Raw genomic sequence first — 25944 nt, 5'->3', positions numbered from 1 at the left:
CGACCTCCCCGCTTAGATATCGATGCCGCCGAAGGACATGAAGCCCAGCGACATGAGACCAACGGTGATGAAGGTGATGCCCAGGCCTTTCAGACCATTCGGCACGTCGCTGTACTTCAGGCGCTCGCGGATACCCGCCAGTGCTGTAATGGCCAGCGCCCAGCCGAGGCCGGCACCGAAGCCGTACGCAACGGATTCACCAAAATTGTACTCGCGCTCCACCATGAACAGAGACGCACCCATGATGGCGCAGTTCACGGTGATCAGCGGCAGGAATACACCCAGGGCGTTGTAAAGCGCCGGTACGTACTTATCCAGGAACATTTCCAGGATCTGCACCAGGGCAGCAATTACGCCGATGTAAGACAGCAGGCCGAGGAAGCTCAGGTCCACGTCCGGATAGCCGGCCCAGGCCAGCGCGCCGTCTTTCAGCAGGTAGGTGTAAATCAGGTTGTTCACGGGCACGGTAATGGTCAGAACCACAACTACCGCAACGCCGAGGCCAACCGCCGCTTCAACCTTCTTGGATACCGCGAGGAAGGTACACATCCCCAGGAAGAAGGCCAGCGCCATGTTTTCAACGAAAACAGCGCGGATGATCAGAGAAATAATATGTTCCATCTATCAGGCCTCCTGTTGCGCCACAGGCATCTTGGAGTTGGGCGCAATGGTGAACTCTTGCTCTTCCACCTGAGCCGGCTTCCAGGTACGGATTGCCCAGATAATCAGACCGATCAGGAAGAAGGCGCTCGGCGGCAGCAGCAGCAAGCCGTTGGGCATGTACCAGCCACCGTTGTTGACGGTAGACAGGATCTCAAAGCCAAACAGTTTGCCAGCACCGAACAGTTCACGGATAACCGCGAGACAGATCAGGATAAAGCTGTAACCCAGACCGTTACCGATACCGTCCAGGAAGCTGTCCTTGGGACCGTGCTTCATGGCGAACGCTTCCGCGCGGCCCATAACGATACAGTTGGTGATAATCAAACCAACGAATACCGAGAGCTTCTTGGAAATGTCGAAGGCATAGGCTTTCAGAATCTGATCCACCACGATTACCAGCGACGCGATCACGGTCATCTGCACGATGATCCGGATGCTGTTGGGAATCTGCTTGCGAATCAGGGAGACCGACATGTTGGAAAACGCGGTCACCAAGGTCAGCGCAATACACATTACCAGCGTCACCTGCAGCGAGCTGGTCACCGCCAGCGCGGAGCAGATACCGAGGATCTGCAGCGCGATGGGGTTATTGTTAAACACCGGCTCCAGCAGAGTGTCTTTCAACTTCTTGCTCATGCTCATGCCTCCCCTGCTTTAAGGTTTTTCAGGAAGGGACCGTATCCCTGGCTGCCGAGCCAGAAATTGATCAGGTTGTTAACCCCTTTACTGGTCAGGGTCGCACCGGACAGACCGTCTACCTGATGCTTGGCCTTGGCACTGTTCGGGTCAACGCTGCCCTTGATCACGGAGATGTCCACGCTGCCATCAGCATCGAAGACTTCCTTGCCAGCCCACTGGGATTTCCAGCGCGGGTTGTCAACTTCACCGCCCAATCCGGGAGTTTCCTTGTGCTCGTAGAAGCCGAGGCCCGCTACGGTAGTCAGGTCACTCTCGAGCGCCAGGAAGCCATACAGCTGGCCCCACAGGCCGTAGCCGCGAACCGGCAGAACGATACGCTGCAGCTGACCATCCTTCTCCACCAGATACACCTCTTTGGTGTTCTCGCGGCGGATGATTTTTGCAGTGTCTTCTTCCGCCGGCAGTTTTTCACTGGCGCTCGGAATTTTCGCTGCAGCGCGGCCACTGCCGCCAGCCGGTGCTTCATCGGTGAACTTGCCAGTACGCAGGTCTACGTACTTGATCGTTACCGCTTCAAACGCCTGCTCAATGGCTTTGGCGTTGTGCTGATCGGCATCGATCAGTCCACCTGCCAGCAGTACGTTTTTCTTCATGTCCAGCAGAGCGTTGGCTTCCTGCTTGGGCTTGAGCACCACGGCTGCCGTGGAAACCACCACGGAGCAGACGAGACACATAATCACGGCAACCAGCAGGGTGCCTTTTACGGAATCTTTATTAACCACGTGCCAACCTCCGTTTGATATGGGACTGCACAACGAAGTGGTCAAACAGCGGCGCGAACAGGTTGGCGAACAGGATCGCCAGCATCATGCCTTCCGGGAATGCCGGGTTCACCACACGGATCAATACACACATCACACCAATGAGAATGCCGTACCACCAGCGACCGGTGTTGGTCATGGCGGCGGATACCGGGTCGGTGGTCATGAAGATCAGACCGAAGGCGAAGCCGCCCACAACCAGGTGCCAGTACCAGGGCACATTGAACATGGAATTGGTTTCGGAGCCGATCATATTGAACAGGAAAGCCGTGGCCATCATGCCCAGCAGAGTACCGGCGACGATACGCCAGCTCGCGATCTTCATGAACAACAGGATTGCGCCGGCGATCAGCATCGCCAGGGTGGAGGTTTCACCGATAGAGCCCTGCATCTTGCCGAAGAAGGCGTCCATCCAGGTCAGCTGACCACCTGCAAGATTCACAACGCCGTTCTGGACACCTTCGCTCGCCAGCACAGACAGCGCGGTAGCGCCGGTGTAGCCGTCAACGGCAGTCCAAACCGCGTCACCGGACATGGCAGCCGGATAAGCGAAGAACAGGAAGGCACGACCGGTGAGTGCCGGGTTCAGGAAGTTTTTGCCGGTACCACCGAACACTTCCTTACCGATTACCACACCGAAGCTGATACCCATCGCCACCATCCACAGGGGCAGATCCGGCGGACAGGTCAGTGCGAACAGAATGGAGGTCACGAAGAAACCTTCATTCACTTCGTGGCCGCGCACGGCCGCGAACAGCACTTCCCAGATACCACCGACGATGAAGGTCACCGCGTAGATAGGCAGGAAGTACATGGCACCGTGGATCAGGTTGTCCCACAGGCTGTTGGCGTCGTAGCCGGACAGCGCACCAATGATGGCGTGGCGCCAGCCAGCCGCTTCGGTCATGCCCATATCGGCCATGATGGTGTTGGCCTGGAAGCCCACGTTCCACATGCCGTAGAACATCGGGATCATGGCACACGCCCAAACGGTGATCATGATGCGCTTCAGGTCGATGCCGTCGCGCACATGTGCCGTGGTCTTGGTGCGATCCGCCGGCTGGAACAGACCGGTGTCGATCGCCTCATACAGGGCATACCATTTTTCGTATTTGCCACCCTTGTGGAAGTGCGGCTCAATGGAGTCGAGTAGTTTGCGCAACATCCTTAACCCTCCTTCTCAATACGGGTCAGGTTATCCCGCAAAATGGGGCCGAAGTCGTACTTGCCCGGACACACGAAGGTGCACAGCGCCAGATCTTCTTCGTCCAGCTCCAGTACGCCCAGTTGCTGAGCCACCTGGGTATCACCAACGATCAGCGCACGCAGCAGCTGGGTCGGCATGATGTCCAGGGGCATCACGCGCTCGTACGTGCCAATTGGCATCAGTGCGCGCTCGGAACCATTGGTGCTGGTGGTGAAATCGAACAGGCGATTCTTGAACAGGCGCGACAGGTAAATCGGCAGGATCGAGAAGCGCTTGTTGCCCGCGCGCATGTAGTGCAGGAGCGGACGCTCGCGGCCTTCCTGCAGCACAGACACCTGGCTGTGGTAACGACCGAGGTATCCCAGCGGGCCAGACGCGGTACGGCCGCCGAATACGGAGCCGGAGATCACGCGGTTGTCATCGCCCTTGGTTTCGCCAGCGGTCAGCGCTGTCAGGTCTGCGCCCAGACGGGTGCGCAGCAGACGCGGCTTGGTGACTTGCGGGCCAGCAACAGCGACCACACGGTCGGTGTAGAGTTTGCCGGTTTCGAACAGCTTGCCAACGGCAATCACGTCCTGGTAACCGATGGTCCACACCTGGCGACCTGGTTTGACCGGATGCAGGAAGTGGATATGGGTACCGGAGAGACCAGCCGGGTGCGGGCCGGCGAAGGCTTCGCGCTGCACGGAAGCTGAGCTCGGTACTGGGATGTCGGCGTCGGGCGCAGTACAAACGAAGGTCTTGTCTGCCAGCTTGGAGAGGATTTCAACACCCTGGGCGAAGGCTTCGCGCTGCTCGGCGATAACCACCACCGGATCAGCAGCCAGCGGGTTGGTATCCATGGCGTTGATGAAAATCGCAGAGGGCTGGGCGTTGAGCGCCGGTACCTTGCTGTAAGGACGGGTGCGCAGTGCAGTCCACAGACCGGACTCCGCCAGGTTCACACGTACCTGTTCAGCGGTCAGGCTGGCCAGCTGGTCAGCGCTGTAGCTGGCAAACTGCTCAGCCTCATCACCTTCCACCTCGATGACCACGGATTGCAGAATCCGGCGGACGCCGCGATTGATGGCAACCACGCGACCGGCGGCCGGTGCGGTGTAGCGAACACCTTCGGTTTTCTTATCGGTGAACAGCAGCTGTCCGAGTTTGACGCTATCCCCTTCCGCGACTGCCATGGTCGGTTTCATCCCGTTGTAGTCGGGACCGATCACCGCAACAGTCTTGGCAGCGGGGCCATCATAGATGACCTGCTCGGGCGCGCCGGATATGGGTAAATCCAATCCCCGACGGATCTTTCTCATACGCCTATGCCTAAGTTCTTAGTTGGTAGGTTTAAAAATTTCTAGGTTTGTAAAACGCTAAAAACGGAATAGAAGAACCCATAGCGGGGGCTAATGGTCGCGGCTCACCGGAGGGTAGTGACTAAATAGTAGCCGCTACGACATGGCACCACTGTTATGTAAGAAGTTGCATTTTGCTCCGGGGGCGCAAATGACCCCGACGTTGCAATGGCAACCCGCAGTCTTTGCGTTCGAATTTCCCGGCACACGACAGCCCCGCAAAATCGCGCGCATTATAAGGATGGGGCGTGGGGTTTACCAGAGCAGATAGAGCCAAATGGGCTCAGGATGAGGAAAGTTTTGCTGAAAAAACAAAGACTTTAGGGGGAGACGCTAGCCGCCGGGAGAGTATACGGTGTGGCGCGCCATTGATCTGCCTGACCAATGGTCGAGCCGCCTCAGACCGGGATTGCCCCTATCCGAAACGGTCGACCACCGGTGGCGCGGGGGTCCCCCCACACCACGGCGACAGCTTAGTCCTTCTTAGGGAACAGCTCGTAACGCACGCCGGCCATATCTTCCAGACAGCGTACTACCTGGCAGCTGTAACCGAACTCGTTGTCGTACCAGCAGTACAGCACGGCGTTATTGCCGTCGACGATGGTGGCGATGGAGTCGAATACGCAGGCGCGACGGGAGCCCACGAAGTCGCTGGAGACCACTTCCGGAGAATTGGTAAAGTCGATCTGCTGGCGCAGCGGAGAGTGCAGCGCCACATCACGCATGTACTCGTTCAGCTCGTCTTTGGTGGTTTCCTGGCCGAGACGCAGGTTCAGGATCGCCATGGACACGTTCGGGGTCGGCACGCGGATGGCGTTACCGGTGAGCTTGCCCTTCAGCTCCGGCAGCGCCTTGGCCACCGCCTTGGCGGCACCGGTCTCGGTCAGCACCATGTTCAGCGCAGCGGAACGGCCGCGGCGCTCACCCTTGTGGTAGTTGTCGATCAGGTTCTGGTCGTTGGTGTAGGCGTGCACGGTTTCCACGTGGCCATGCTCAACGCCGTACTTGTCCATCATCGCCTTCAGCACCGGCACGATAGCGTTGGTGGTACAGGAGGCCGCAGACAGGATCTTGTCTTCCGGCTTGATCTCGCCGTTGTTGATGCCGTAAACGATGTTTTTCAGGTCACCCTTGCCCGGCGCGGTCAGCAGCACCTTGGCGGCACCACGGCTCTCCAGGTGCTGGGCCAGGCCGGCTTCATCACGCCATACACCGGTACTGTCGACGATCAACGCGTTGTTGATACCGTACTGGGTGTAATCCACTTCCTGCGGGGAGTTGGCGTAGATGACCTTCACTTCGTTGCCGTTGCAGATCAGGGTGTTGGTCTCTTCGTCCACACGGATGGTGCCGTTGAACGCACCGTGCACACTGTCGCGACGCAGCAGGGAGGCGCGCTTGACCAGGTCATTGGCAGCGCCGCCCTTGCGCAGCACGATGGCACGCAGGCGCAGCACATCACCACTGCCGGCCTTCTCGATCAGCAGGCGGGTCACCAGGCGGCCGATACGACCGAAACCGTAAATCACCACATCTTGTGGCTGCGGCAGCGGCTTGCCGGCGCCGGAGGCGTCTGCCAGCTCGTCACGCACGAACTCTTCAATCGAGAGGCCGCGCTGGTCGCGCATGTATTTGTTGGTCAGGGTACCCAGGTCAATATGTACCGGGCCCAGATCCAGCTTGCAGATGGCCTCGAGAACCGGAAAGGTTTCGAACTCAGACAGTTCGTTCTCTTCCACCTGACGCACGAAGCGGTGGGCTTTCATGATGCTGAGCACGGAGCTGTTCACCAGGTTCTGGCCGTACATATAAATGCCGACGTTGCTTTCCCGGTTGAGCTTGCCAATCATCGGAATCATGGATTCCGCCAGCGCTTCGCGCGCTTTCCAGTCCCTGAAAAAGTCCGCGGGCTTCGGTCGCTTCTGAGTCACTATCAGACACCTCTGCAAAGTGAAAAATTAGGTCGTGCCAGGGCCGGCTCCAGATGCTGATCCAGACTTGCAATAATGGATCAAAAAATCACCTACGGGCCGAAGGCTGGCGCATTATGTGGATTCACTTACGGGCGTGCAACCGAGTAAAAAATGGCCGGAAAACTGTAGTTAAACTACATTTTTTCTGCTGGAAAATTGCACCGCCACACCCCGGGGCCACGCGACCTGATCGTCAGTTTTCCCGCACCGGGGCGGCCTGCACCTGCACCGCCATCCGTTCGCAGTTACAATAGCTGCCCTCAAGGCCGACTGCGGTCAGAAAGCACGGAATTATAAGGAAAGATGAGTCAGTTCCCCCCTTTGTCCCCACCCGCGTTCCGCGCGCCGAATGACCGACAATTCTGGGGCCAGTTACACGGCGCCAGCGCCGCGCTGGCGATCCTGAATGCCGCAAAAGCCAGCCGCACCCCTACCCTGCTGATTGCACGCAACAGCCAGGAAGCGCACCAGCTCGAGGTGCAGCTGAAATTTTTTAACAAAGCGCGGCGAGATAGCGATGCCGGTGACGGCCTGGAAATTTTCCAGTTTCCCGACTGGGAGATTCTTCCCTACGACACCTTTTCACCGCATCAGGACATCATCTCCGACCGACTGGCCACCCTCTACCGGCTGCCGCAGATGGGCAGCGGTGTGGTCATCGCCCCCGTCAGCACCCTGCTGCACCGGCTGGCCCCCAAAGATTACATCGCCGGCAATGCACTGATCCTGAAAGAAGGACAGAAATTCGATCTCAACAGCCAGCGCCGACTGCTGGAGCAGGCGGGCTACCACTGCGTCGACACCGTATACGAACACGGGGAATTCGCGGTGCGCGGTGCACTGATGGATATTTTCCCCATGGGCAGCAGGCTGCCCTATCGCATCGACCTGTTTGACGATGAAATCGAATCCCTGCGCACCTTCGATCCGGAAGACCAGCGCACTGTCGACCGGGTGGAACAGATTCATCTGCTGCCGGCGCGGGAATTCCCGATGCACAAACCGGCACTGGCGAAGTTTCTCGAGCGCTGGCACGAGCGCTTTGACTGTGACCCGGGCCCGGTTTCCATTTATCAGGACATCAGCGCCGGCATTGCACCGGCGGGTATCGAATACTACCTGCCGCTGTTTTTCGACAAATGCGCAAGCCTGTTCGACTACCTACCGGAGGGCAGCCAGGTATTTGTACAGGGAGACCTGAAACAACCGGTGGAATCTTTCTGGCGCGAGGCGGAAAACCGCTACCAGAGTCGCTGCGGTGACCTCACCCGACCGATCCTGCCACCGCGACAGGTGCTGCTGGATATCGACGAGTTTTACGGTGCCCTGAAAGCGCTGCCGCGTGCCTTTTTCTCCGCGGAGACACTTCCAGAGGCCGAGGGAAATTACAACTTCGCCACCCGCCTTCCCCCGAGCCTGCCGGTCAACGGAAAGTCCGAGCAGCCGCTGGCCGCACTGCAGGCCTACCTGATGGAATACTCCGGGCGGGTGCTGTTCTGCGCGGAGAGCGGCGGCCGCCGCGAGGCACTGCTCGAACTGCTGGGCGGCATTCGCATCAAGCCAAAAACCTTCGATTCCTGGCAGGCATTCCTCGACACCGACGAACGCCTCGGCATTACCGTCGCCCCCCTCGATCAGGGCATGCTGCTGGATGATCCGCAGCTCAACCTCATCGCCGAACCACAGCTGTTTGGCGACCGGGTACTGCAACAGCGGCGACGCAGAAAAGCCAAGGAAGATGCGGACAACGCGGTCAAGAATCTGGCAGAACTGCGCATCGGTGCACCAGTGGTGCATATCGATCACGGTGTCGGCCGCTATAAGGGGCTGCAGAGCCTCGAGATCGACGGCCAGCAGGCGGAGTTCCTGACACTCGAATACGGCGATGGCGCCAAGCTGTATGTGCCGGTGGCGAGCCTGCACCTGATCAGCCGCTATTCCGGTGCCGACGAAGAACTTGCGCCGCTGCACAAGCTGGGCAGTGACACTTGGCAAAAAGCCAAACGCAAGGCTGCCGAGAAAGTCCGCGACGCCGCCGCCGAGCTGCTCGACATTTACGCTCGTCGCGAGGCGCGGGTCGGCCATGCGTTTGACAACCCCGGGCTTGCCTACCGCGAATTCGCCGCCGGCTTCCCGTTTGAAGAAACCCCTGACCAGCAGCAGGCCATCGAAGCGGTGGTGGCCGACATGTTGTCCGACAAACCCATGGATCGCCTGGTGTGCGGCGATGTGGGCTTCGGCAAAACCGAAGTCGCCATGCGCGCGGCCTTCGTTGCCGCCCACGGCGGTCGCCAGGTGGCGATGCTGGTACCCACCACCCTGCTCGCGCAGCAGCATTTCCAGTCGCTGCAGGACCGCTTTGCGGACTGGCCCATCGCGATCGAAGTGGTATCGCGCTTTCGCAGCAACAAGGAAGTGGATGCGATCAAGGAGCGGGTGGCAGATGGCAAGGTGGACATTCTTGTCGGCACCCACAAACTGCTGCAGAGCGATCTGCAGTTCAAGAACCTGGGGCTGCTGATCATCGACGAGGAGCACCGCTTCGGTGTCCGCCAGAAGGAAAAACTGAAGAGCCTGCGCTCGGAAGTGGACATCCTGAACCTCACCGCGACGCCGATTCCGCGCACCCTGAACATGGCCATGGCCGGCATCCGCGATCTTTCCGTGATTGCCACACCACCAGCGCGACGCCTGTCGGTGAAGACCTTTGTGCGCGAGCGCGACGAAGCACTGATCAAGGAAGCCATCCTGCGGGAGATCCTACGCGGTGGCCAGGTGTACTTCCTGCACAACGAGGTGAAGAGTATCGAGCGCATCGCGCGCGAACTGCAGGAACTGGTGCCGGAAGCGCGCATCGGCGTCGGCCACGGCCAGATGCGCGAGCGCGAACTGGAACAGGTGATGAGTGACTTCTACCACAAGCGCTTCAACGTGCTGGTGTGTACCACCATCATTGAAACCGGTATCGATGTACCCACTGCCAACACCATTCTGATCGAGCGCGCCGACAAATTCGGTCTCGCGCAGCTGCATCAGCTGCGCGGGCGTGTGGGCCGTTCCCACCACCAAGCCTACGCCTACCTGCTGACGCCGAACAAGCGCGCCATGACCGTTGACGCGGTAAAGCGCCTGGAAGCCATCAGCGAAGCCCAGGACCTGGGGGCCGGTTTCACCCTCGCTACCCACGACCTGGAAATTCGCGGTGCCGGCGAGCTGCTGGGCGAGGAACAGAGCGGCCAGATCCAGAGTGTGGGTTTCACCCTGTATATGGAGATGCTGGATCACGCGGTCAAAGCGATACGCGAAGGGCGCGTACCCAATATCGACGAGCCGCTGGAGTCGCCCGCGGTGGATGTGAACCTGCGGGTGCCAGCGCTGATTCCGGAGGACTACCTGCCGGACGTGCACAGCCGCCTGATCATGTACAAGCGCATTGCCAGTGCAGAGGATTCCGCCGCGCTGAAAGAGCTGCAGGTAGAGATGATCGACCGCTTTGGCCTGCTGCCGGAGCCGGTCAAACACCTGTTCCGCATCACCGAGATCAAGCTCAGCGCGACCAAAATGGGCATCCGCAAGCTGGAGGCCTCCGCCAGCCGCGGCCGTATTGAATTCGCGGAAAACGCCAAGGTGAACCCCCTGACCCTGGTCAAACTGGTACAGAACCGACCGGGTCAGTTCCAGTTACAGGGGGCCAACCACCTGAACTTCGCACTCGATGAGAGTGGGCCGGAGCACCGGCTGCAGCAGGTTAACGAGGTATTGATACAGCTGTCGCAATAGTGAAAACCGAGACGGAGCGGCGGCGCATTCAACACCCAATCAGTGCTAACATGGCCGCTGCTCACAAAAAGCGCAAAAGTCGCAACAACTCAGAAATAACCACGACATAACCACAGTGGAAGGAAAATGACCTTTACCAAAAAACAGGTCACAGCACGCCTGAAGCAGGTGGCCGGTGCCGCCCTACTGGCACTCTGCGCCGCGGGTGCTGAGGCAGCCGGCTATGCCGGTACCCAGTTCGAAATCGAGATGGTGGTTTTCACCCGCGAAAACGGCATGAACCAGTCCCGGGAAACCTGGCCGGCGGCCCCGCACCTCGACTACAGCAAGCGCTGGGTGGACTTCAATACCCCCTCCCGCGGCGATCCTATGGTTCCCGCCTTGCAACCGGCCCCGAATCAGCTGAACAACAAGGTGGCCGCCCTGCAGCGCGACCCCGGCTACAAGGTGCTGTTCCACAAGACCTGGCGCCAGGTTTTGCAAAATGAGCGCAACGCCCCCGCAATACTAATCAGTGGTGGCCCACAGGATGGCAACCACCACCAGCTGGAAGGCAGCGTCACCCTGAGTGTTTCCCGCTACCTCCACCTGAGCACCGACCTGTGGTTTAGCGAGTGGTTACCGCAGGCCACTACCCCCTCTTTCCCGGTAGGCCAGGGAGCGGAGGAACAAACCGCGCCCAGGGGCATCGCCGTACCCACCCGCCCACACGCCGCGGTGATGGCAGCTGCAGACGCTGCCAGTGAAGAACCGATGGAACTTGGCGGCGGCAATATCCGCACAGAATCTGCCGTGTTTAACAACGGCAGCAGCTTCTCGGACCGCCCCATCGCTGCGACGACTGCTGAACCGATGGAAAAATTGGCGGCCCGCGTGGCGGTGCTACAGGAAGAACGTCGCCTGCGCAGCGGCGAGCTGCACTATATCGACCACCCCAAGCTCGGCGTGCTGGTGGAAGTTCGGGCAGTGACACCACAGGACGAACCCGAGTCGCAGGATGAGCCGATGGAGTTCAACCCCTGAGCACACGCCGGCCATTCATCTGCAGACGGCCCCTTTGCGGGCCGTTTTTCTTAGCGTGAAAATCCCTGTACCCTCACCGCCATCCATAACGATCAATCAATAACAATCGGGCCAGATCATTTCATGATTACCAATGACGCCATCATTCTAGGCATGCTCGCGGCCATCCTGGGCTTCGTGTTTTACACCGCCAGCAGCGAACAGCGCTTCTGGAAGCGCTTCTACCGCTTTGTGCCGGCACTTCTGCTCTGTTACTTCCTGCCGAGCCTGCTTACCACCTTCCATATCATCGACGCGCACAACTCGAACCTGTATTTCGTTGCGTCCCGCTACCTGCTTCCGGCCAGCCTCGTGTTGCTGACCCTTAGCATCGACATGAAGGGTATCGTGAACCTGGGACCAAAGGCCCTGATCCTGTTCCTGACCGGCACCCTGGGCATTGTGATTGGCGGCCCGCTGGCACTGCTGATCATGTCTGCGTTCAACCCGGACATGCTGAACGGCAATGGCCCGGATGCGATCTGGCGTGGCATGACCACCGTGGCGGGCAGCTGGATCGGCGGCGGCGCCAACCAGGCGGCAATGAAGGAAATTTTTGAGGTGGGCGGAAAGGTCTTCTCTGCCATGGTCGCCGTGGACGTGATCATCGCCAACCTGTGGATGGCGGTACTGCTGATCATGGCTGGCAACGCCAAACAGCTCGATGCCAAGCGCGGCGCCGACACCTCTGCCATCGACACCCTGAAAGAGCGGGTGGAAACCATGCAGCGCAAGCACGCACGCAACCCCACCCTGCAAGACCTGATGCTGATTGCCGCGGTGGGCTTTGGCATCACCGCCATTGCCCACGGCTTCGCCGACGTACTGGCGCCCTGGTTCCAGGCAAATGCTCCACAGCTCGCGCGCTTCAGCTTCACCAGCCAGTTCTTCTGGTTGATCGTGATCGCCACCACCCTCGGTATTTTCATGGCCTTTACACCGGCGAAAAAACTGGAAGGTGCGGGTGCATCAAAAATCGGATCCGTGTTTATCTACTTCCTGGTGGCGACCATCGGTACCCACATGGATATCACCGCGCTGAAGGAAAGCCCGGAACTGTTTGTGCTGGGCATTATCTGGATGGCAATCCACGCCGGACTGATGCTGTTTGTGGCCTGGCTGATCAAGGCCCCCACCTTCTTCATGGCCGTGGGCAGCCAGGCTAACGTCGGCGGTGCCGCTTCCGCGCCAGTGGTGGCCGCCGCGTTTCACCCGTCTCTGGCACCGGTGGGCGTACTGTTGGCGGTAATGGGTTACGCACTCGGCACCTACGGCGCCTGGTTCTGCGGGCAGCTTCTGCGTATGGTGGGCGCGCTCTGACGCGCCCAGCTGCACAACCGGCAGACAATAAAAAGGCCATTCCAGTACTCTGGAATGGCCTTTTTACTTCATGAAACCCATGCAATAGGACAACAATCGAACCAACGTATAAAACGCGTCCGATTGCGCTATTTCAGCAAAAAGTCTCGTGCGGGACTGGGTTATTCGCAGGGAACAACATCTTCCGCCAGCAGACCTTTATCGCCCTGCTGCATTTCAAACTCGACGGCTTGCCCCTCGTTGAGGGTTTTGTAGCCTTCACCGCGAATGCTGCGGTAGTGCACAAAAATATCCTCGGAACCTTCGGCGCAGGTGATAAATCCATAACCCCGGGCATTGTTAAACCACTTCACGGTACCCGTAACGCGATCACTCATTAAGCCAACCTCATTTATTGTTATTGCGCCCGCCCCGGTTGTGGGCAATGCGCCTACCCCAATTCCCGTATCCCGGTCGGAGCCCGACCTGGACCACTGTCTCGAAGCGCCTGCCCGGTCACCCGGGCAAGTCCATACCGATTCTTAGATAAAACCGCGCCAGTGTCTAGGTTTCCCCGTGAATTTAATATTAATTCCCACGAGCTTTGCGCAACAATTCACCAAAAACAGTGGAAAGTTTTCGCAATTTTTGACAATTCATGCAGGTTACGAATACATCACTTAGCTGTCATTCCCGTATCAATGGGAATACGTCGGTCGCCTGCCACCGCCAGTTCTGGTAACTCGGCGATATGCAAAGTAGATGTCGGGAAGGCACAGGAAGCACCCTGCTCCTGGACGATGTTCAGAATCTTCAACAGCACGTCCTGCTTGATTTCGTGGTAGCGCACCCAGTCGGTGGTTTTGGTGAAGGTGTAGACAAAGAAATCCAGTGACGACGGTGCAAACGAGTTGAAGTTCACGATCAGCGTCTGATTAGTATCGATCTCCGGGTGCTGCTGCAGCATTTCCTTCACCGCCTTTACGATCGGCGCCATCAGATGTGCATCGTCGTAGCGGATACCAACGGTTTCGTAAATGCGCCGGTTCAGCATGCGCGACGGGTTCTCCACGGATATCTGGGTGAACACGCCGTTCGGGATATACAGCGGGCGCTTGTCGAACGTGCGAATGCGGGTGAGCCGCCAACCAATATCCTCTACGGTGCCTTCAATTTCCTTGTCCGGCGAACGCACCCAGTCACCCACCTTGAAGGGCCGATCGAGATAGATCATCAGGCCACCGAAAAAATTGGCCAGCAGATCCTTGGCGGCAAAACCGATGGCGAGACCGCCGATACCACCAAACGCCAGCACACCACTGATGCTGTAGCCGAAGTGCTGCATGATCACCATGGCGGCGGTGACCATAATCGAGGCGCGAATTAGCTTGCCAATGGCACGCACGGTGGTGGCGTCCATGGGCTTGCCCATAAAACGCGGGTCTGCCAGGTTGCCCTCCACCGCCTTGGCAAAGCGCAGTGCAAACCAGGTAATCAGCACAATAAAGCCGACTTCCCGGATGGTAGTGGCGAAAGAGAAGATTTCCGCTCCGGTAGCGTTGCCGGCGCGCGCCGCTGCCAGCGACAGGCCCACCAGCCATACCAGCAGCGAAGCCGGCGGATTAAGGCTACCGCACAGGGCGTCATCCCACGGATTGACGGTGCGCTCGGCTCGCAGCTCCAGGCGCCGCACCAACAATCCCAGCAACCACGATGCAATCGCCGTGGTCAGCACAATCAGAAAAACTTCCGCAATCCAGAAACGGTCATCCCCCAACAGGGTGCGCAAAAAGGCTTTGGCCGACTCCACAAATCACTCCATATAACGACAAGTAAATAAATTTACGCGGATGCGCTCGATTTTTGACAGGGGGTATTGTGCGGATTTAAACCCAGGATGCCAGCCATTCACGGGTTGACTGCCAGCGGGGTGACTGCTCCAGTTCACTCCAACTGGTTATTTTTGCCTGACCGCGCATACGCGCCAGTCGTCGACTGGACTCAGGATCGGGAGTAAATGTTTCCAGCGCCTTGAGCACTTCCAGTGCGCCCTGCCGGTTGTTGCAGACCACACCCATATCACAACCCGCCTGCATCGCCGCGCGAATCCGTTCAGCATAACCGCCGGCGGCGCCCGCCCCTTCCATGGTCAGGTCATCGCTGAAAATCACCCCGTCAAAACCGAGGCGCTTGCGCAGGATTTCCTGTAGCCAGAAACGCGAAAAACCCACCGGGTTTTCATCCACCTGGGCAAAGCGGATATGGGCCGGCATCACCGCCTGCAGCTCACCGGCAGCGATACACTCGGCAAACGGGATACAGTCGGAGGCCAGAACCTGCTCCAGCGTGCGCTGGTCAACGGGCAGTTCTTCATGGCTGTCTTCCAGCACTTGGCCATGGCCCGGAAAATGCTTGCCAGTGGTCGCCATACCGGCCTCGTGCATACCGGCGATAAATGGCCGCGCCTTTTCGGCGAGCACCAACGGATCGCGGGCAAAACTGCGATCGCCCACGATTTTGCAGAAATCGTCGTCTGCATCCAGTACCGGCGCGAAACTGAAGTCGACCCCCACCGCCAGCAATTCCGCTGCCAGCAGCCATCCCACATCGAGAAGCTGCTGGGTATTGGCGCGCGCACTCAGCGCCTGCATGGATGGAATGCGGGTGAAGGTGTCACGAAAACGCTGTACGCGCCCGCCTTCCTGGTCGACAGCCAGCAGGATTTCCGGGCGCACACTGCGGATATCTGCCACCAGTGCCTCGAGCTGTTCGCGGTTGCGAAAATTGCGCGCAAAGAAAATCAGCCCCCCCACCATGGGGTGGCGCAACAGCTCGCGGTCCTCATCATTGAGTTCCGTGCCGTCCACATCAATCATCACCGGACCAATCTGCACAGACATGGTATGTCAGCTCCTGTTACCTATCTGGAATTTTCCGCGGCTATTTCACCATTCTCTCGGCCACGATTCCCGCAACCGCAGCACACAGTGTGGGCAACCTGACGCGATCAGGCCGCCCCCACGTCGGGTGCGGTCAGCATAGCCACGGCCGCTGGCGCAAGTCTCGCCAGGGTCTCATCGAGACTGCTCACGGCGCCAAAATCTTCCCTCAGGATAGCTTCGATCGCATCGAAGCTGGAGAGGGAAAATATGGTGGCACCCAGCATAAAGTAAAGGCGCCAATAGAATGTGACCGGGTCCACCTGTGGCAGTGCACCGGATAATTGCCCGGCAAAGCGGCGGTAGCTGGCACCATAGCGCGATACGATAAAGCGCCGCAGATGCCCCTGAGACTGGGTGTAGGCGAGCCCCAACAGGCGCATAAAGCGTTTGGGGTCACGCCCCTCCCTGGCGAGCCCTGCCAGTGCCACCCGATACAGGCTCTGCAGCAGATCCTCTACCTGCAGTTGCGCCTGCGACTCACGACGGTTCAGTTCCCGGTCCAGACTTTCCGTAAAAGGCGTAAGAAAGCGTTCAAATACCGCCTGAATCAGTTCCTTTTTCGAACCAAAGTGATAATTCACCGCAGCCAGATTCACTCCGGCGGTACTGGTAATTGTGCGCAAAGAGGTCTCGGTAAAGCCCCGTTCGGCAAACAACACCTCGGCTGCATCGAGAATCCGGTTGACGGTATCCAGCTGACTCATCCCAATTCAAACCATCAATTAAAACGTTTGTTTAAGAGTTGAGACTAGCACATCGTCATCCAATCGAACATTTCCCAGATAGTCGCCCGCGCTGGTGCGTCGGTGGCCCTCACATCCCCAAACCGCCACCCAGGTCACACGCTGTCCACTATTTAACAAATATCGGACTCCCCGGTTACCAGCCTCACTCCACGCACGCTAGATTGGAAATACAGGCCAGTGATTGGCTCCTAGCATTGATAAACAACAGGAGGCATGCCATGGCGAGAATCGCACCGGAAATCGGCAGCTGGTTCGAAAATTTCGACAGTGGAGACCTGTTTGAAGTGGTCGCCGTGGACCAGCCATCCCGCACCATCGAGATCCAGTATCTCGACGGTACGCTGGATGAGATAGATTTTCACAGCTGGCCGCAGTTACCGATTATTGGCGCCGCAGCTCCAGAAGACGCTAACGCCGGTTATGGCACTTGGGCGAAAGAAATGCAGGACGATGAGGATGCCGGGTTTACCAGCCCGATTTTTTCGCCCGCGCAAACCGCGATAGACCGCCTTGAAGGCGAAGCGTTTCCCGGCACCGACGAAAGCAAGTAAGTAGGATTTACTTCAGCCCAAGGGGAATTTGCGCAATAGCCAAACGCCCGCCCGGTGATGGTCATCGATAGCGTAGTGCTGCAGCCATGAAAATGGCGCTGAGTATTGAGGCGCAAGAACATTGGCGAAACACGCTCTTGTTCAATCCTCGCGATGGCGAATGTAGTCGATGATGATCTCCGCCGCCTCATCCACGGTATCTACCAGTTTGAATAAATCCAGATCAGCGGCGTCGATACAAGCGCGCTCAAGCACAGTATTCACCAGCCAGTCCAATAATCCAGACCAGTAGCGCTTGCCGACGAGCACAATGGGAAAGCGCCTAACTTTTTGCGTCTGCACCAGAGTCAGGGCTTCAAACAGTTCATCCATGGTGCCGAAGCCTCCGGGCATGGCGATAAAGCCTACCGCGTGCTTCATGAACATGAATTTACGCACGAAGAAATAACGGAAATTCAGCCGGATATCCAGATACGGATTGGGCGTCTGCTCGAATGGCAGCTCAATATTCAGGCCGATGGAGGCGCCGGCATGGGTGAAGGCACCGCGATTACATGCCTCCATAATGCCCGGACCACCACCGGTAATGACAGGGATGCCCTCGCTGGCCAGTAGCTCGCCGAGGCGCATCCCTTGCTGGTACTCGACCGCGTCTTCCGGGAACCTGGCACTGCCGAATACGGTCACGGCACCTTTAAGGGTAATCAGCCGCTCAATACCATCAACGAGTTCCGACTGAATACGCAGTACACGCCACGCTTCCGGCATCTTTGCATCCAGCATATGCCTGCTCCCTTTCGCTTCCTTCTTATTGTGACAGCGAACCCGGCAGACCTGGTTTGAACCAGATTTTAGATTTCGCCGGTCACCTCAAGTCTAGCAGTACTGACGCAACAGCCCCCTGGATTGCGCGGCAGGAAAATCTGTATATAATCCCAGCAACTGTATATAAATACAGACAAAAGGAAGCGCCCATGACAAACCTTACCGCTCGTCAGGCCCAGGTACTGGAACTGATCAAATCTTATCTGGATGAAACAGGCTATCCGCCCACCAGAGCCGAAATTGCCCAGGAACTGGGTTTCCGCTCACCCAATGCGGCGGAAGAGCATTTGAAAGCACTTGCGCGCAAGGGCGCAATTGAAATGGTGGCCGGTGCTTCCCGTGGCATTCGTATTCCCGGCCACCAGAGTGGTCTGCCCATCGTCGGCCGCGTCGCTGCCGGCAACCCGATTCTGGCGGAAGAAAATATCGAGGAATATTGCGAAATTCCCGCGGAATTTTTCCATCCTCCGGCCGATTATCTACTGCGAGTGCACGGCATGAGCATGAAAAACGCGGGCATCTTCGACGGCGACCTGCTCGCGGTACAGCGCACCGACAATATCCGCAACGGCCAGATTGTGGTGGCCCGGATCGAAGATGAAGTTACCGTCAAGCGCTTCAAGCGTCGCGGCAACCAGGCCATGGTCCAGCTACTGCCAGAAAATGAGGACTTTGACGTTATTGAAGTGGATATGCGTGATAAGAATTTCGCCATTGAAGGTCTGGCAGTGGGCGTGATTCGCCAGAACCCCTATTGATGGGTAAAGTGAGCAGCGCTCGGCTGTGACACCAGCAAATAAAAACGGGGCTCACTGAGCCCCGTTTTTATTTGCTTTGGCTTTTCCTATCGAATTAGGTGCCGAACACTTCACCCGTCAGTGAATGGTGTGTTCGGTAGCCTCGAGCTCATCCTCTTCGAAGGGCTCTGGCTCCAAAGTACCGATCTCCTGCACCGCTTCGATACCCGCCTCCAGCATGGCGCGGGCAATGGCAATCTTGTGCTCGCGCAGAAACTCCAGGCTTTCATCCGAGAAATGGATACGCACCAGCGGGTCCCCCTTGTGACCGGCGCGTCGCAACGCCACATCACCATTGGACAACTCGATGATTTCGTAAGTCTCAGAGGACATTCACTTCTCCAGTTACAGCGTGATTTGACGGCAGTGTAACACAGGGAACAGTGAATCATCAGCGGCCAGACAAGGACAGGCGCGATGGCAGGCCACCGCTCTACCACTCCTGGCCCTGGGCGCGCTGGCGCACCACCAGCTCATTGAGCTGGCGATGCCAGTGCCGAAGACTCTCGCTGTCGAGGCTGGCAGAAAAACTGCTATCCAGCTGACGCAGGGGAATCAGGGTCCGCACGCCGCTGTTGGCGGCGCCAGACTCCTGGGCGCCGCCCGCAGGGCGCCACAGCCCTTGCCAGCAGCGGGCCATGGCATTGAACCAGCTGTCTGGATTTTCCTCGAGCCCGACCAGTTCAGCCACCTCGGCACTGAACTTGCCCCGCGCGGCTGCCATCTCCTGAAGCCGGAGTGCCGTGTCCGGCTCGCCAGCGGGCTTGAAACCCAACTGCAGCTGGTGACCCTGCTCTGCCAGAAATGCGCGATGCGCCCGCCACAGCTGCAGCAGCGTGCCTTCAAGCAGCGCTGCCTGGAGTAGCGGATTGCTTTCGGCTTCACGAACTTCCAGGGACTGCAGTAGCAGCTCGGATTTCCGCAGGGCGGAAACCACAATACCGGTATAGGGGTTGCTCACTGCGCTACCTATTTCGCCGGCGATTTTTTGGCAGGTGCCTTTTTGGCCGCCGCTTTTTTCGCGGTCGCTTTCTTGGCCGGGGCCTTTTTCGCTGCCGCCTTCTTGGGTGCCGCAGATTTGCTGCCGGAATCTTCTACCAGCCACTTGCCGCCAGTGTAGAAAGCCTTCCAGCCGGTGGCCTTGCCGTCCTCTTCGGACTGCACATACTGCTCCTGAGTCTTGCGACTGAATCGCACCACGGTATCCCGCCCTTCGCTGTCCTCCGTCGGCGCAGAGAACAGGAAGCTGTACTTGGAGTCAATCTCGTCCTTGTGCGGCAACAGCTCCTTCACCAGCGGTGCGCGGGTTTCGCGATTTTTCGGGAACTGACTGGCGGCAAGGAACAGTCCGGAAGCACCATCCCGCAGGATGTAGGTGTCGTCCACTTTTTCACAGGCAAGCTCCGGCATCGGTACCGGGTCCATTTTCGGTGGCGCCGCCTGGCCATTTTTCAGCAACTTGCGCGTATTTTTACAGGCGTCGTTGGTACAGCCGAAGTATTTGCCGAAGCGGCCGGACTTCAGCTGCATATCGCTGCCACACTTATCGCACTCGATCAGCGGGCCATCGTAGCCCTTGATCTTAAATGTGCCCTTCTCTACTTCGAAACCGTTGCAGTCCGGGTTATTACCGCAGATATGCAGTTTGCGCTGCTCATCCAGCAGGTAACTGTCCATTGCGGTGCCACACTTCGGGCAGCGGCGTTTTTCTCGCAGCTGGCGGGTTTCCGCCTCTTCGTCCTTGTCCGCGTCGATCGCCTCCTCCCCAGACACCAGGTTCATGGTGTTGGTGCAGCGCTCTTTGGGCGGCAGGGCATAGCCGGAACAGCCGAGAAACACGCCGGTGGAACCGGTGCGAATCTGCATGTGGCGACCACACTGGCTGCACTCGATATTCGTGTCGGTTGGCGCATTGCGGCGCATACCGGCATCGGCATCCTGGGCCTGTTCGAGACGCTTGCTGAAATCGGAGTAGAACTCATCCAGCAACGCTTTCCAGCCCTTTTTACCTTCTGCCACGGCGTCCAGAGATTCTTCCAGACTCGCGGTGAAGCCGTAGTCCATCAGATCGGTAAAGCTTTCGCTCAGACGGTCTGTGACAATGTCACCCATCTTTTCCGCGTAGAAACGGCGGTTTTCCAAGCGCACATAACCGCGATCCTGAATGGTGGAAATGATCGAGGCATAGGTGGACGGGCGGCCGATACCGCGCTTTTCCAGTTCTTTTACCAGTGCTGCTTCACTGAAACGTGCCGGCGGCTTGGTGAAATGCTGCTTCGGGTCCAGCTTTTTGAGATTGAGCTTTTCGCCAACCTTGATGTCTGGCAGCACCAGATCTTCATCTTTTTTGCTCTGCGGCGGTGCCACCTTGAGGAAACCGTCAAAACGGATCACACGGCCGCGGGTACGCAGCTCAAAGTCACCGGCGTTCACCACCACAGAGGTGGAAGTGAACTGCGCCGGTGTCATCTGACAGGCCACAAACTGTTGCCAGATCAGGGTATACAGACGCTCGGCGTCACGTTCCATACCCGACAGCATGTTGGGTTTCACTCGCACATCGGACGGACGAATGGCCTCGTGCGCCTCCTGGGCACCCTCTTTGCTGCTGTATTGATTCGGATTTTCCGGCAGGTATTTTTCGCCGTAACTTTCGCCAATAAAATCCCGTACCGAGGCCACAGCCTCCGCGCTCAGATTGGTAGAGTCGGTACGCATATAGGTGATGTAACCCGCCTCATACAGGCGCTGCGCCATCATCATGGTTTTCTTCACGCTGAAACCGAGACGGTTACTGGCCGCCTGCTGCAGGGTGGAGGTAATAAAAGGTGCACCGGGCTTGGAACTGGTGGGCTTGTCTTCGCGGGCGGTGACTTCAAAGTTGCTGGACTGCAGCGCCTGCAGCGCAGCCATCGCCTGCGCTTCATTGACGGGGCGGAAGTTCTCGCCGCCCTGCTTTTTCACCTCGAGCCGCAGTGCGTCGGACTTGGCCGTTTCGGTATCCGCAAACAGTGTCCAGTACTCTTCGGGAATAAACGCGCGGATTTCCCGCTCGCGTTCGACCACAAGACGCACGGCAACGGACTGCACGCGACCGGCGGACAGACCGCGGGCAACTTTTTCCCACAGCAGCGGCGACACCATATAGCCCACGATACGATCGAGGAAACGACGCGCCTGCTGGGCATTTACTCGGTCGATATCCAGCGGACCGGGACTCTTGAATGCATCCTGGATCGCGGATTTGGTGATTTCGTTGAACACCACGCGGCGGTAACGTTGCTCATCGCCACCGATGGCCTCGCGCAGGTGCCACGCAATGGCCTCCCCCTCGCGATCCAAGTCCGTTGCGAGATAGACGGTATCGGCACTGGCCGCGAGCTTGCGCAGCTCGTCCACCACCTTTTCCTTGCCGGGAAGAATCTCGTAGTGGGCCTCCCAGTTGTGGTCCGGGTCGATGCCCATGCGCTTGATTAGCTGTTCATGGCTTTTCTGGCGCTTGTAGACTTCTTTATCTTCCTTGGACAGCTTGCGGGTTTCCGCCGCCCGGCGGGCGCGCTCCTTGGCATCCACCGGCTGCTTGTTGGAAGCGCCGGTAGGAAGATCCCGGATATGACCAATACTGGACTTCACGACGAAGTCCTTGCCGAGATACTTGTTGATCGTTTTTGCCTTCGCCGGCGACTCGACGATGACCAGTGATTTACCCATAAGCTTCTGATTTTTAAAAGAAAATTTACTGCTTCTGCACCTTCGGCATCAGCCGTTATGAGCGGTGCGCTGCGCGAATATATATGCTCCGACCCCGGTATGGTCAAGCAAACGTCACATTTTGCTGGCTCGATTGATCAATTCGTATGCGATTCTGACCTGTCATCCAGCAGTTGGTTCGAGAAAACCTCACCGCTAAACCGCCTGTGGTTCTACAAGCTTGCCACCGTAAAACTCCGAACCGACCGCTTGAAACAGTAGACCAGTCCGGCGAGGCGGCGACTCACAAATCCCGACGCCCACTCGCGCTTCCTTCCTCGCCGGAATCTCCCGCTGGCGTCCCTCCTACCTGTGGCAGGCGGATTGCTTCCTCTATTACCGGGCGCACCGCGCCGAGCGCGTGGATGATGGCGTCAAGACCGGCGCCGCCGCTGCGCTCGTGCCACTGCACACCGAGACCGGCATCGTTGGCAAAAATCGCGGTCGCATCCGCCGGCAACAGGGAGATCAACTCCTTGAGTGACGGCTTGGCAGCCTCTGGGGCCTCGCGCTTTTTGCGCCAGTCCCAGACACCGTCGAAGTTCAGTTCGTGAGACATCCGCTGCAATTCCAGCCCCCACCCGCTTTGCAGGCGGCGTGGATTGCGCCACTGGGAAAAATAGACTGCCGCAGTGCCGGTACCCTGGGATTCCGGTAGCGGCTGTATCTGGACCTTAAGCCCGGCACCGGCGGCGCGCTGACGCAGCTCTGCCAGTTTTTTGTCGCGACTGCTGGGCTTCAGCCACATTACCGGTCCGACCACCAGGGTGATAGCAAAAATAATTATGACGATTGGCAGCCAGCTGGCCATGGGCACTCCCTGTGATGTGCGATGAAAATCGGAACTCTATAAATGGCTCAAATCCGGCGACACAACGGCCATCTGCACAGTTTGGCAAGCAAACGCCGGCATCATACCCCGATTTAGGCGCGCATTTTTCTCCGCAAGGCAGAGGTTGTGTCAAGCCTGATTTTTTAAAGTAGACTCATTGAAGCAAACCGGGCGCTCCATCAATTACGGTGGAAGCGCCAGAAATTCACCAGTACGTGGGGGCGATATGTCAGGCTATAAAAATATTCTGGTTGGACTGGACCTCTCTCAGGAATCCACTCAGGTTCTGGATCGAGCCGCGGAGATTGCCGCACAAAGCAATGCGCAACTGAGTCTTGCCCATATCATCGAGCCGCTTACCTTTGCTTATGGCGGCGATATACCGATGGACCTCTCCGAGGTGCAGGAACAACTGCAGAATCAGGCGAAAGAGCAGTTGCGGCGGGCCGCAGCCCCCCTGAATATCCCGGCGGAACGCCAGCACGTGGTGCTCGGCCAGCCGGCGACGGAAATTCACCGTCTGGCCGAGGATGCCGGTTGCGATCTGATCGTGATTGGCAGCCACGGCCGTCACGGCCTGGCGCTGTTGCTGGGCTCAACCGCCAACGGCGTGCTCCACGGCGCGGGCTGCGATGTACTGGCAGTGCGGGTGCACCCTTCCGGCGAATCCAAATAACGCCCTATATAAAATCGGGGGCACCAGGCCCCCGCTTCTGTCGCGCCTGAGCGCAATCACTTTACATGCTGTCCAGTTCCGCCCACCGCTCAAATGCCACTTCCAAGGCTTCTTGCAGCTCGGTCAGCTTCTGCAACCGCGCCTGTACCAGATCGCTGTCCTGCTGGTAAAAGTCCGGCTGCCCCACCTCCTCTTCCAGTGCGGCGATTTCCGTTTCCAGCGTCTCGATCTGGGCGGGTAACGCGTCCAGCTCCCGCTGCAGCTTGTAACTGAGTTTTTTAGTTTTCGGCGCCGCTGTGGTGCTCTTTTCGGTCGCGGCGCTCTCCGCCGTATCCGCGTTTGTGGGCTCAGCCTCCCCGGCCCGCTCCTGTTTGCGGGACCTGAGCTGCTCCTCCGCACTGAGGAATCGCCCGCCCTGGCGCACGAAATCCTGATAGCCGCCCACGTACTCCCGCACCACGCCGTTGCCTTCAAACGCGAGGCAGCTTTCCACCACATTGTCGAGAAAGGCCCGGTCGTGGCTGACGAGCAACACGGTGCCGGAAAAATCCAACAGCAGCTGCTCGAGCAGCTCCAGCGTCTCCACATCCAGGTCGTTGGTGGGTTCGTCGAGCACCAGAATATTCGCGGGCTGACTGAAAAGGTTTGCCAGCAGCGCGCGGTTGCGCTCTCCGCCACTCAGGGCCCCGACCTTGGTGCGCGCCTTGACGCCGGTAAACAGGAAGTCGCTCAGATACGACATCACATGGCGGCTGCTGCCACCCACATCGATGCTTTCCCGCCCCTCGGCAATGTTGTCTACCACGGTGAGTTCCGGGTTCAGCATATCCCGGCGCTGATCGAAATAGGCCACCTGCAACTTGGTGCCGAGTCGGATACTGCCGGCCTGCGCCTCGAGTTCGCCGAGCAGCAGGCGAATCAGGGTACTTTTACCCGCACCATTCGGGCCGATCAAACCCACCTTGTCGCCCCGCATCAGGGTAAAGTCGAGGTCGCGGATCAGCGGCACCAGCTCGCCCTGCTCGTCGGTAAAGCCGAAGCTCACGCCCTTCAGTTCCGCCACCAGTTTGCCGGAGCGCTCGCCCGCATCCAGCGACATCTTCGCCACACCCTGGCGCTCACGGCGGGCCTGACGCTCCCGGCGCAGCGCCTGCAGGGCGCGCACGCGGCCCTCATTGCGGGTGCGCCGGGCCTTGATGCCCTGCCTAATCCACGCCTCTTCCTGCGCCAGCTTTTTATCGAACAGGGCGTCGTTGCGCGCCTCTTCTTCCAGCTGTTTTTCCTTTTCCTGCTGGTAGCGGTCGAAGGGGCAGTTGAATACCCGCAGTATGCCGCGATCCAGGTCCCATACCGAGGTCGCCAGTCGCTGAGCCAGCGCGCGGTCGTGGCTGACGAACAGCAGAGCACCGCGGTAGGTGGCGAGAAAGGTCTCCAGCCACTCTACCGCGGCAATATCCAGATGGTTGGTGGGCTCGTCGAGGATGAGCAGATCCGGTTCCGTCACCAGTGCCCGGGCCAGCGCCGCGCGACGTTGCCAGCCGCCAGAGAGGTCCATGACCCTGACATTTTCGTCCAGGTCCAGGCGGTCGAGAACACTGTCGATCCGCGCGAGCAGCTCCCAGCCGTGCGCGCTGTCAATCTTCGCCTGCAGGTCCGGATTCTGGTTGTCGCGGTATTCCGACAGCCAGCCGCCGACTTCGCCAAGGCCTTCGGCGACATAACGATAAACCGTGTGGTCGCAATCTTCCGGCAGCGCCTGCTCAAGCGTGGCGAGTACGGTGCCACTCTGGCGGATGATTTCGCCTTCGTCCGGATCGCCCTTGCCACCGATCAGGCTCAAGAGGCTGGACTTACCCTCGCCGTTGCGCCCAACCAGGCAGATACGATCTCCGCGCTCGATCTTGGCGCTCACATGATCCGCCAATACCTGCACGCCATAGCGCAAACAAACGCCATCCAACTGAAGCAACATAAATAAACACTACAATGGTTTTGGGGCATCCCTATAAATCTACCGCACATGTGCCGGCGCGGCCGGCCA

General features: G+C 58.5%; 22 protein-coding genes. 6 read left to right on the top strand and 16 right to left on the bottom strand.

Going from position 1 to position 25944, the window contains the following annotated elements:
* Nucleotides 1-12 precede the first annotated feature (12 nt).
* The 6 genes from nqrE to R5R33_RS17350 form a co-directional block, all read right to left on the bottom strand.
* Entirely contained in the window at nt 13-621 is a 609-nt protein-coding gene (nqrE, locus tag R5R33_RS17375; RefSeq protein ID WP_318953956.1) for an NADH:ubiquinone reductase (Na(+)-transporting) subunit E, read from the bottom strand.
* Between the two features lie 3 nt (nt 622-624).
* Nucleotides 625-1299, bottom strand: a complete 675-nt coding sequence (locus R5R33_RS17370) for an NADH:ubiquinone reductase (Na(+)-transporting) subunit D (RefSeq protein WP_318953955.1) — start codon at nt 1297-1299, stop codon at nt 625-627.
* Between the two features lie 2 nt (nt 1300-1301).
* Nucleotides 1302-2084, bottom strand: coding sequence for a Na(+)-translocating NADH-quinone reductase subunit C (locus R5R33_RS17365; protein WP_318953954.1), 783 nt, complete (start codon nt 2082-2084; stop codon nt 1302-1304).
* Nucleotides 2077-3288 (bottom strand): NADH:ubiquinone reductase (Na(+)-transporting) subunit B, encoded by a 1212-nt coding sequence (locus R5R33_RS17360; RefSeq protein ID WP_318953953.1) that lies wholly within the window; start codon nt 3286-3288, stop codon nt 2077-2079. The genes R5R33_RS17365 and R5R33_RS17360 overlap by 8 nt, the downstream gene beginning before the upstream one ends.
* 2 nt (nt 3289-3290) lie before the next feature.
* Nucleotides 3291-4631 carry a Na(+)-translocating NADH-quinone reductase subunit A gene (locus R5R33_RS17355; protein WP_318953952.1) on the bottom strand — a complete coding sequence of 447 codons (1341 nt, stop codon included), beginning with the start codon at nt 4629-4631 and terminating at the stop codon, nt 3291-3293.
* A 512-nt stretch (nt 4632-5143) separates the two neighbouring features.
* Nucleotides 5144-6607 carry a glyceraldehyde-3-phosphate dehydrogenase gene (locus R5R33_RS17350; RefSeq protein ID WP_318955755.1) on the bottom strand — a complete coding sequence of 488 codons (1464 nt, stop codon included), beginning with the start codon at nt 6605-6607 and terminating at the stop codon, nt 5144-5146.
* Nucleotides 6608-6946: 339 nt separating this feature from the next.
* On the opposite strand from R5R33_RS17350, the gene mfd reads away from it, so the two are divergent.
* From mfd to R5R33_RS17335, 3 genes are all read left to right on the top strand, one after another.
* The gene (mfd, locus tag R5R33_RS17345; protein WP_318953951.1) at nt 6947-10423 is read left to right on the top strand and encodes a transcription-repair coupling factor; all 3477 of its coding nucleotides are present in this window, start codon (nt 6947-6949) and stop codon (nt 10421-10423) included.
* A gap of 126 nt (nt 10424-10549) precedes the next feature.
* Nucleotides 10550-11446, top strand: coding sequence for a CsiV family protein (locus R5R33_RS17340; RefSeq protein WP_318953950.1), 897 nt, complete (start codon nt 10550-10552; stop codon nt 11444-11446).
* A 123-nt stretch (nt 11447-11569) separates the two neighbouring features.
* On the top strand, nt 11570-12805 hold the full coding sequence (locus R5R33_RS17335; RefSeq protein WP_318953949.1) for a DUF819 family protein: 1236 nt from the start codon (nt 11570-11572) through the stop codon (nt 12803-12805).
* A gap of 161 nt (nt 12806-12966) precedes the next feature.
* Here the strand turns inward: R5R33_RS17335 and R5R33_RS17330 are convergent, their stop codons facing one another.
* The 4 genes from R5R33_RS17330 to R5R33_RS17315 all read right to left on the bottom strand — a co-directional run bounded on the left by R5R33_RS17330 (nt 12967) and on the right by R5R33_RS17315 (nt 16430).
* Entirely contained in the window at nt 12967-13182 is a 216-nt protein-coding gene (locus tag R5R33_RS17330) for a cold-shock protein (RefSeq protein WP_138234656.1), read from the bottom strand.
* Nucleotides 13183-13460: 278 nt separating this feature from the next.
* On the bottom strand, nt 13461-14594 hold the full coding sequence (locus R5R33_RS17325) for a mechanosensitive ion channel family protein (RefSeq protein WP_318953948.1): 1134 nt from the start codon (nt 14592-14594) through the stop codon (nt 13461-13463).
* Nucleotides 14595-14670: 76 nt separating this feature from the next.
* Entirely contained in the window at nt 14671-15684 is a 1014-nt protein-coding gene (gene nagZ / locus R5R33_RS17320; protein ID WP_318953947.1) for a beta-N-acetylhexosaminidase, read from the bottom strand.
* A gap of 107 nt (nt 15685-15791) precedes the next feature.
* A complete protein-coding gene (locus R5R33_RS17315; RefSeq protein WP_318953946.1) occupies nt 15792-16430 on the bottom strand; it encodes a TetR/AcrR family transcriptional regulator in 639 nt (212 codons plus the stop codon).
* Between the two features lie 260 nt (nt 16431-16690).
* Between R5R33_RS17315 and R5R33_RS17310 the strand changes: the two genes are divergently transcribed.
* Nucleotides 16691-17023, top strand: a complete 333-nt coding sequence (locus tag R5R33_RS17310) for a DUF6763 family protein (RefSeq protein ID WP_318953945.1) — start codon at nt 16691-16693, stop codon at nt 17021-17023.
* 141 nt (nt 17024-17164) lie between these two features.
* Here the strand turns inward: R5R33_RS17310 and R5R33_RS17305 are convergent, their stop codons facing one another.
* The gene (locus tag R5R33_RS17305) at nt 17165-17806 is read right to left on the bottom strand and encodes an LOG family protein (RefSeq protein WP_318953944.1); all 642 of its coding nucleotides are present in this window, start codon (nt 17804-17806) and stop codon (nt 17165-17167) included.
* Between the two features lie 191 nt (nt 17807-17997).
* Here R5R33_RS17305 and lexA point away from each other — a divergent pair, with 191 nt between their 5' ends.
* Entirely contained in the window at nt 17998-18606 is a 609-nt protein-coding gene (gene lexA, locus R5R33_RS17300) for a transcriptional repressor LexA (RefSeq protein WP_105104004.1), read from the top strand.
* A 117-nt stretch (nt 18607-18723) separates the two neighbouring features.
* Here the strand turns inward: lexA and R5R33_RS17295 are convergent, their stop codons facing one another.
* The 4 genes from R5R33_RS17295 to R5R33_RS17280 form a co-directional block, all read right to left on the bottom strand.
* A complete protein-coding gene (locus tag R5R33_RS17295) occupies nt 18724-18978 on the bottom strand; it encodes a hypothetical protein (protein ID WP_318953943.1) in 255 nt (84 codons plus the stop codon).
* Nucleotides 18979-19078: 100 nt separating this feature from the next.
* The gene (locus tag R5R33_RS17290; protein WP_318953942.1) at nt 19079-19606 is read right to left on the bottom strand and encodes a DUF6586 family protein; all 528 of its coding nucleotides are present in this window, start codon (nt 19604-19606) and stop codon (nt 19079-19081) included.
* An 8-nt stretch (nt 19607-19614) separates the two neighbouring features.
* A complete protein-coding gene (gene topA / locus R5R33_RS17285; protein WP_318953941.1) occupies nt 19615-22356 on the bottom strand; it encodes a type I DNA topoisomerase in 2742 nt (913 codons plus the stop codon).
* Nucleotides 22357-22639: 283 nt separating this feature from the next.
* Complete coding sequence (locus R5R33_RS17280) at nt 22640-23206, bottom strand: hypothetical protein (protein ID WP_318953940.1); 567 nt, start codon at nt 23204-23206, stop codon at nt 22640-22642.
* Between the two features lie 247 nt (nt 23207-23453).
* On the opposite strand from R5R33_RS17280, the gene R5R33_RS17275 reads away from it, so the two are divergent.
* The gene (locus R5R33_RS17275) at nt 23454-23903 is read left to right on the top strand and encodes a universal stress protein (RefSeq protein ID WP_318953939.1); all 450 of its coding nucleotides are present in this window, start codon (nt 23454-23456) and stop codon (nt 23901-23903) included.
* 61 nt (nt 23904-23964) lie between these two features.
* On the opposite strand, the gene R5R33_RS17270 is transcribed toward R5R33_RS17275, so the two are convergent.
* On the bottom strand, nt 23965-25875 hold the full coding sequence (locus R5R33_RS17270; protein ID WP_318953938.1) for an ATP-binding cassette domain-containing protein: 1911 nt from the start codon (nt 25873-25875) through the stop codon (nt 23965-23967).
* Nucleotides 25876-25944: the final 69 nt, after the last annotated feature.

Source organism: Microbulbifer pacificus, assembly GCF_033723955.1.
Taxonomy (GTDB): domain Bacteria; phylum Pseudomonadota; class Gammaproteobacteria; order Pseudomonadales; family Cellvibrionaceae; genus Microbulbifer; species Microbulbifer pacificus.
The sequence above is the reverse complement of the archived record's forward strand: the minus strand, read 5'-3'. Positions and strand labels throughout refer to the sequence as shown.

Excerpts from the sequence above, each read along its gene's own strand:
- R5R33_RS17370 (WP_318953955.1), bottom strand. The coding sequence starts at position 1,299 with ATGAGCAAGAAGTTGAAAGACACTCTGCTGGAGCCGGTGTTTAACAAT.
- nagZ (WP_318953947.1), bottom strand. The coding sequence starts at position 15,684 with ATGTCTGTGCAGATTGGTCCGGTGATGATTGATGTGGACGGCACGGAA.
- R5R33_RS17310 (WP_318953945.1), top strand. The coding sequence starts at position 16,691 with ATGGCGAGAATCGCACCGGAAATCGGCAGCTGGTTCGAAAATTTCGAC.
- R5R33_RS17360 (WP_318953953.1), bottom strand. The coding sequence starts at position 3,288 with ATGTTGCGCAAACTACTCGACTCCATTGAGCCGCACTTCCACAAGGGT.
- R5R33_RS17275 (WP_318953939.1), top strand. The coding sequence starts at position 23,454 with ATGTCAGGCTATAAAAATATTCTGGTTGGACTGGACCTCTCTCAGGAA.
- R5R33_RS17305 (WP_318953944.1), bottom strand. The coding sequence starts at position 17,806 with ATGCTGGATGCAAAGATGCCGGAAGCGTGGCGTGTACTGCGTATTCAG.
- R5R33_RS17340 (WP_318953950.1), top strand. The coding sequence starts at position 10,550 with ATGACCTTTACCAAAAAACAGGTCACAGCACGCCTGAAGCAGGTGGCC.
- lexA (WP_105104004.1), top strand. The coding sequence starts at position 17,998 with ATGACAAACCTTACCGCTCGTCAGGCCCAGGTACTGGAACTGATCAAA.
- R5R33_RS17355 (WP_318953952.1), bottom strand. The coding sequence starts at position 4,631 with ATGAGAAAGATCCGTCGGGGATTGGATTTACCCATATCCGGCGCGCCC.
- R5R33_RS17270 (WP_318953938.1), bottom strand. The coding sequence starts at position 25,875 with ATGTTGCTTCAGTTGGATGGCGTTTGTTTGCGCTATGGCGTGCAGGTA.
- R5R33_RS17315 (WP_318953946.1), bottom strand. The coding sequence starts at position 16,430 with ATGAGTCAGCTGGATACCGTCAACCGGATTCTCGATGCAGCCGAGGTG.
- topA (WP_318953941.1), bottom strand. The coding sequence starts at position 22,356 with ATGGGTAAATCACTGGTCATCGTCGAGTCGCCGGCGAAGGCAAAAACG.
- mfd (WP_318953951.1), top strand. The coding sequence starts at position 6,947 with ATGAGTCAGTTCCCCCCTTTGTCCCCACCCGCGTTCCGCGCGCCGAAT.
- R5R33_RS17330 (WP_138234656.1), bottom strand. The coding sequence starts at position 13,182 with ATGAGTGATCGCGTTACGGGTACCGTGAAGTGGTTTAACAATGCCCGG.
- nqrE (WP_318953956.1), bottom strand. The coding sequence starts at position 621 with ATGGAACATATTATTTCTCTGATCATCCGCGCTGTTTTCGTTGAAAAC.
- R5R33_RS17280 (WP_318953940.1), bottom strand. The coding sequence starts at position 23,206 with ATGGCCAGCTGGCTGCCAATCGTCATAATTATTTTTGCTATCACCCTG.
- R5R33_RS17295 (WP_318953943.1), bottom strand. The coding sequence starts at position 18,978 with ATGTCCTCTGAGACTTACGAAATCATCGAGTTGTCCAATGGTGATGTG.
- R5R33_RS17335 (WP_318953949.1), top strand. The coding sequence starts at position 11,570 with ATGATTACCAATGACGCCATCATTCTAGGCATGCTCGCGGCCATCCTG.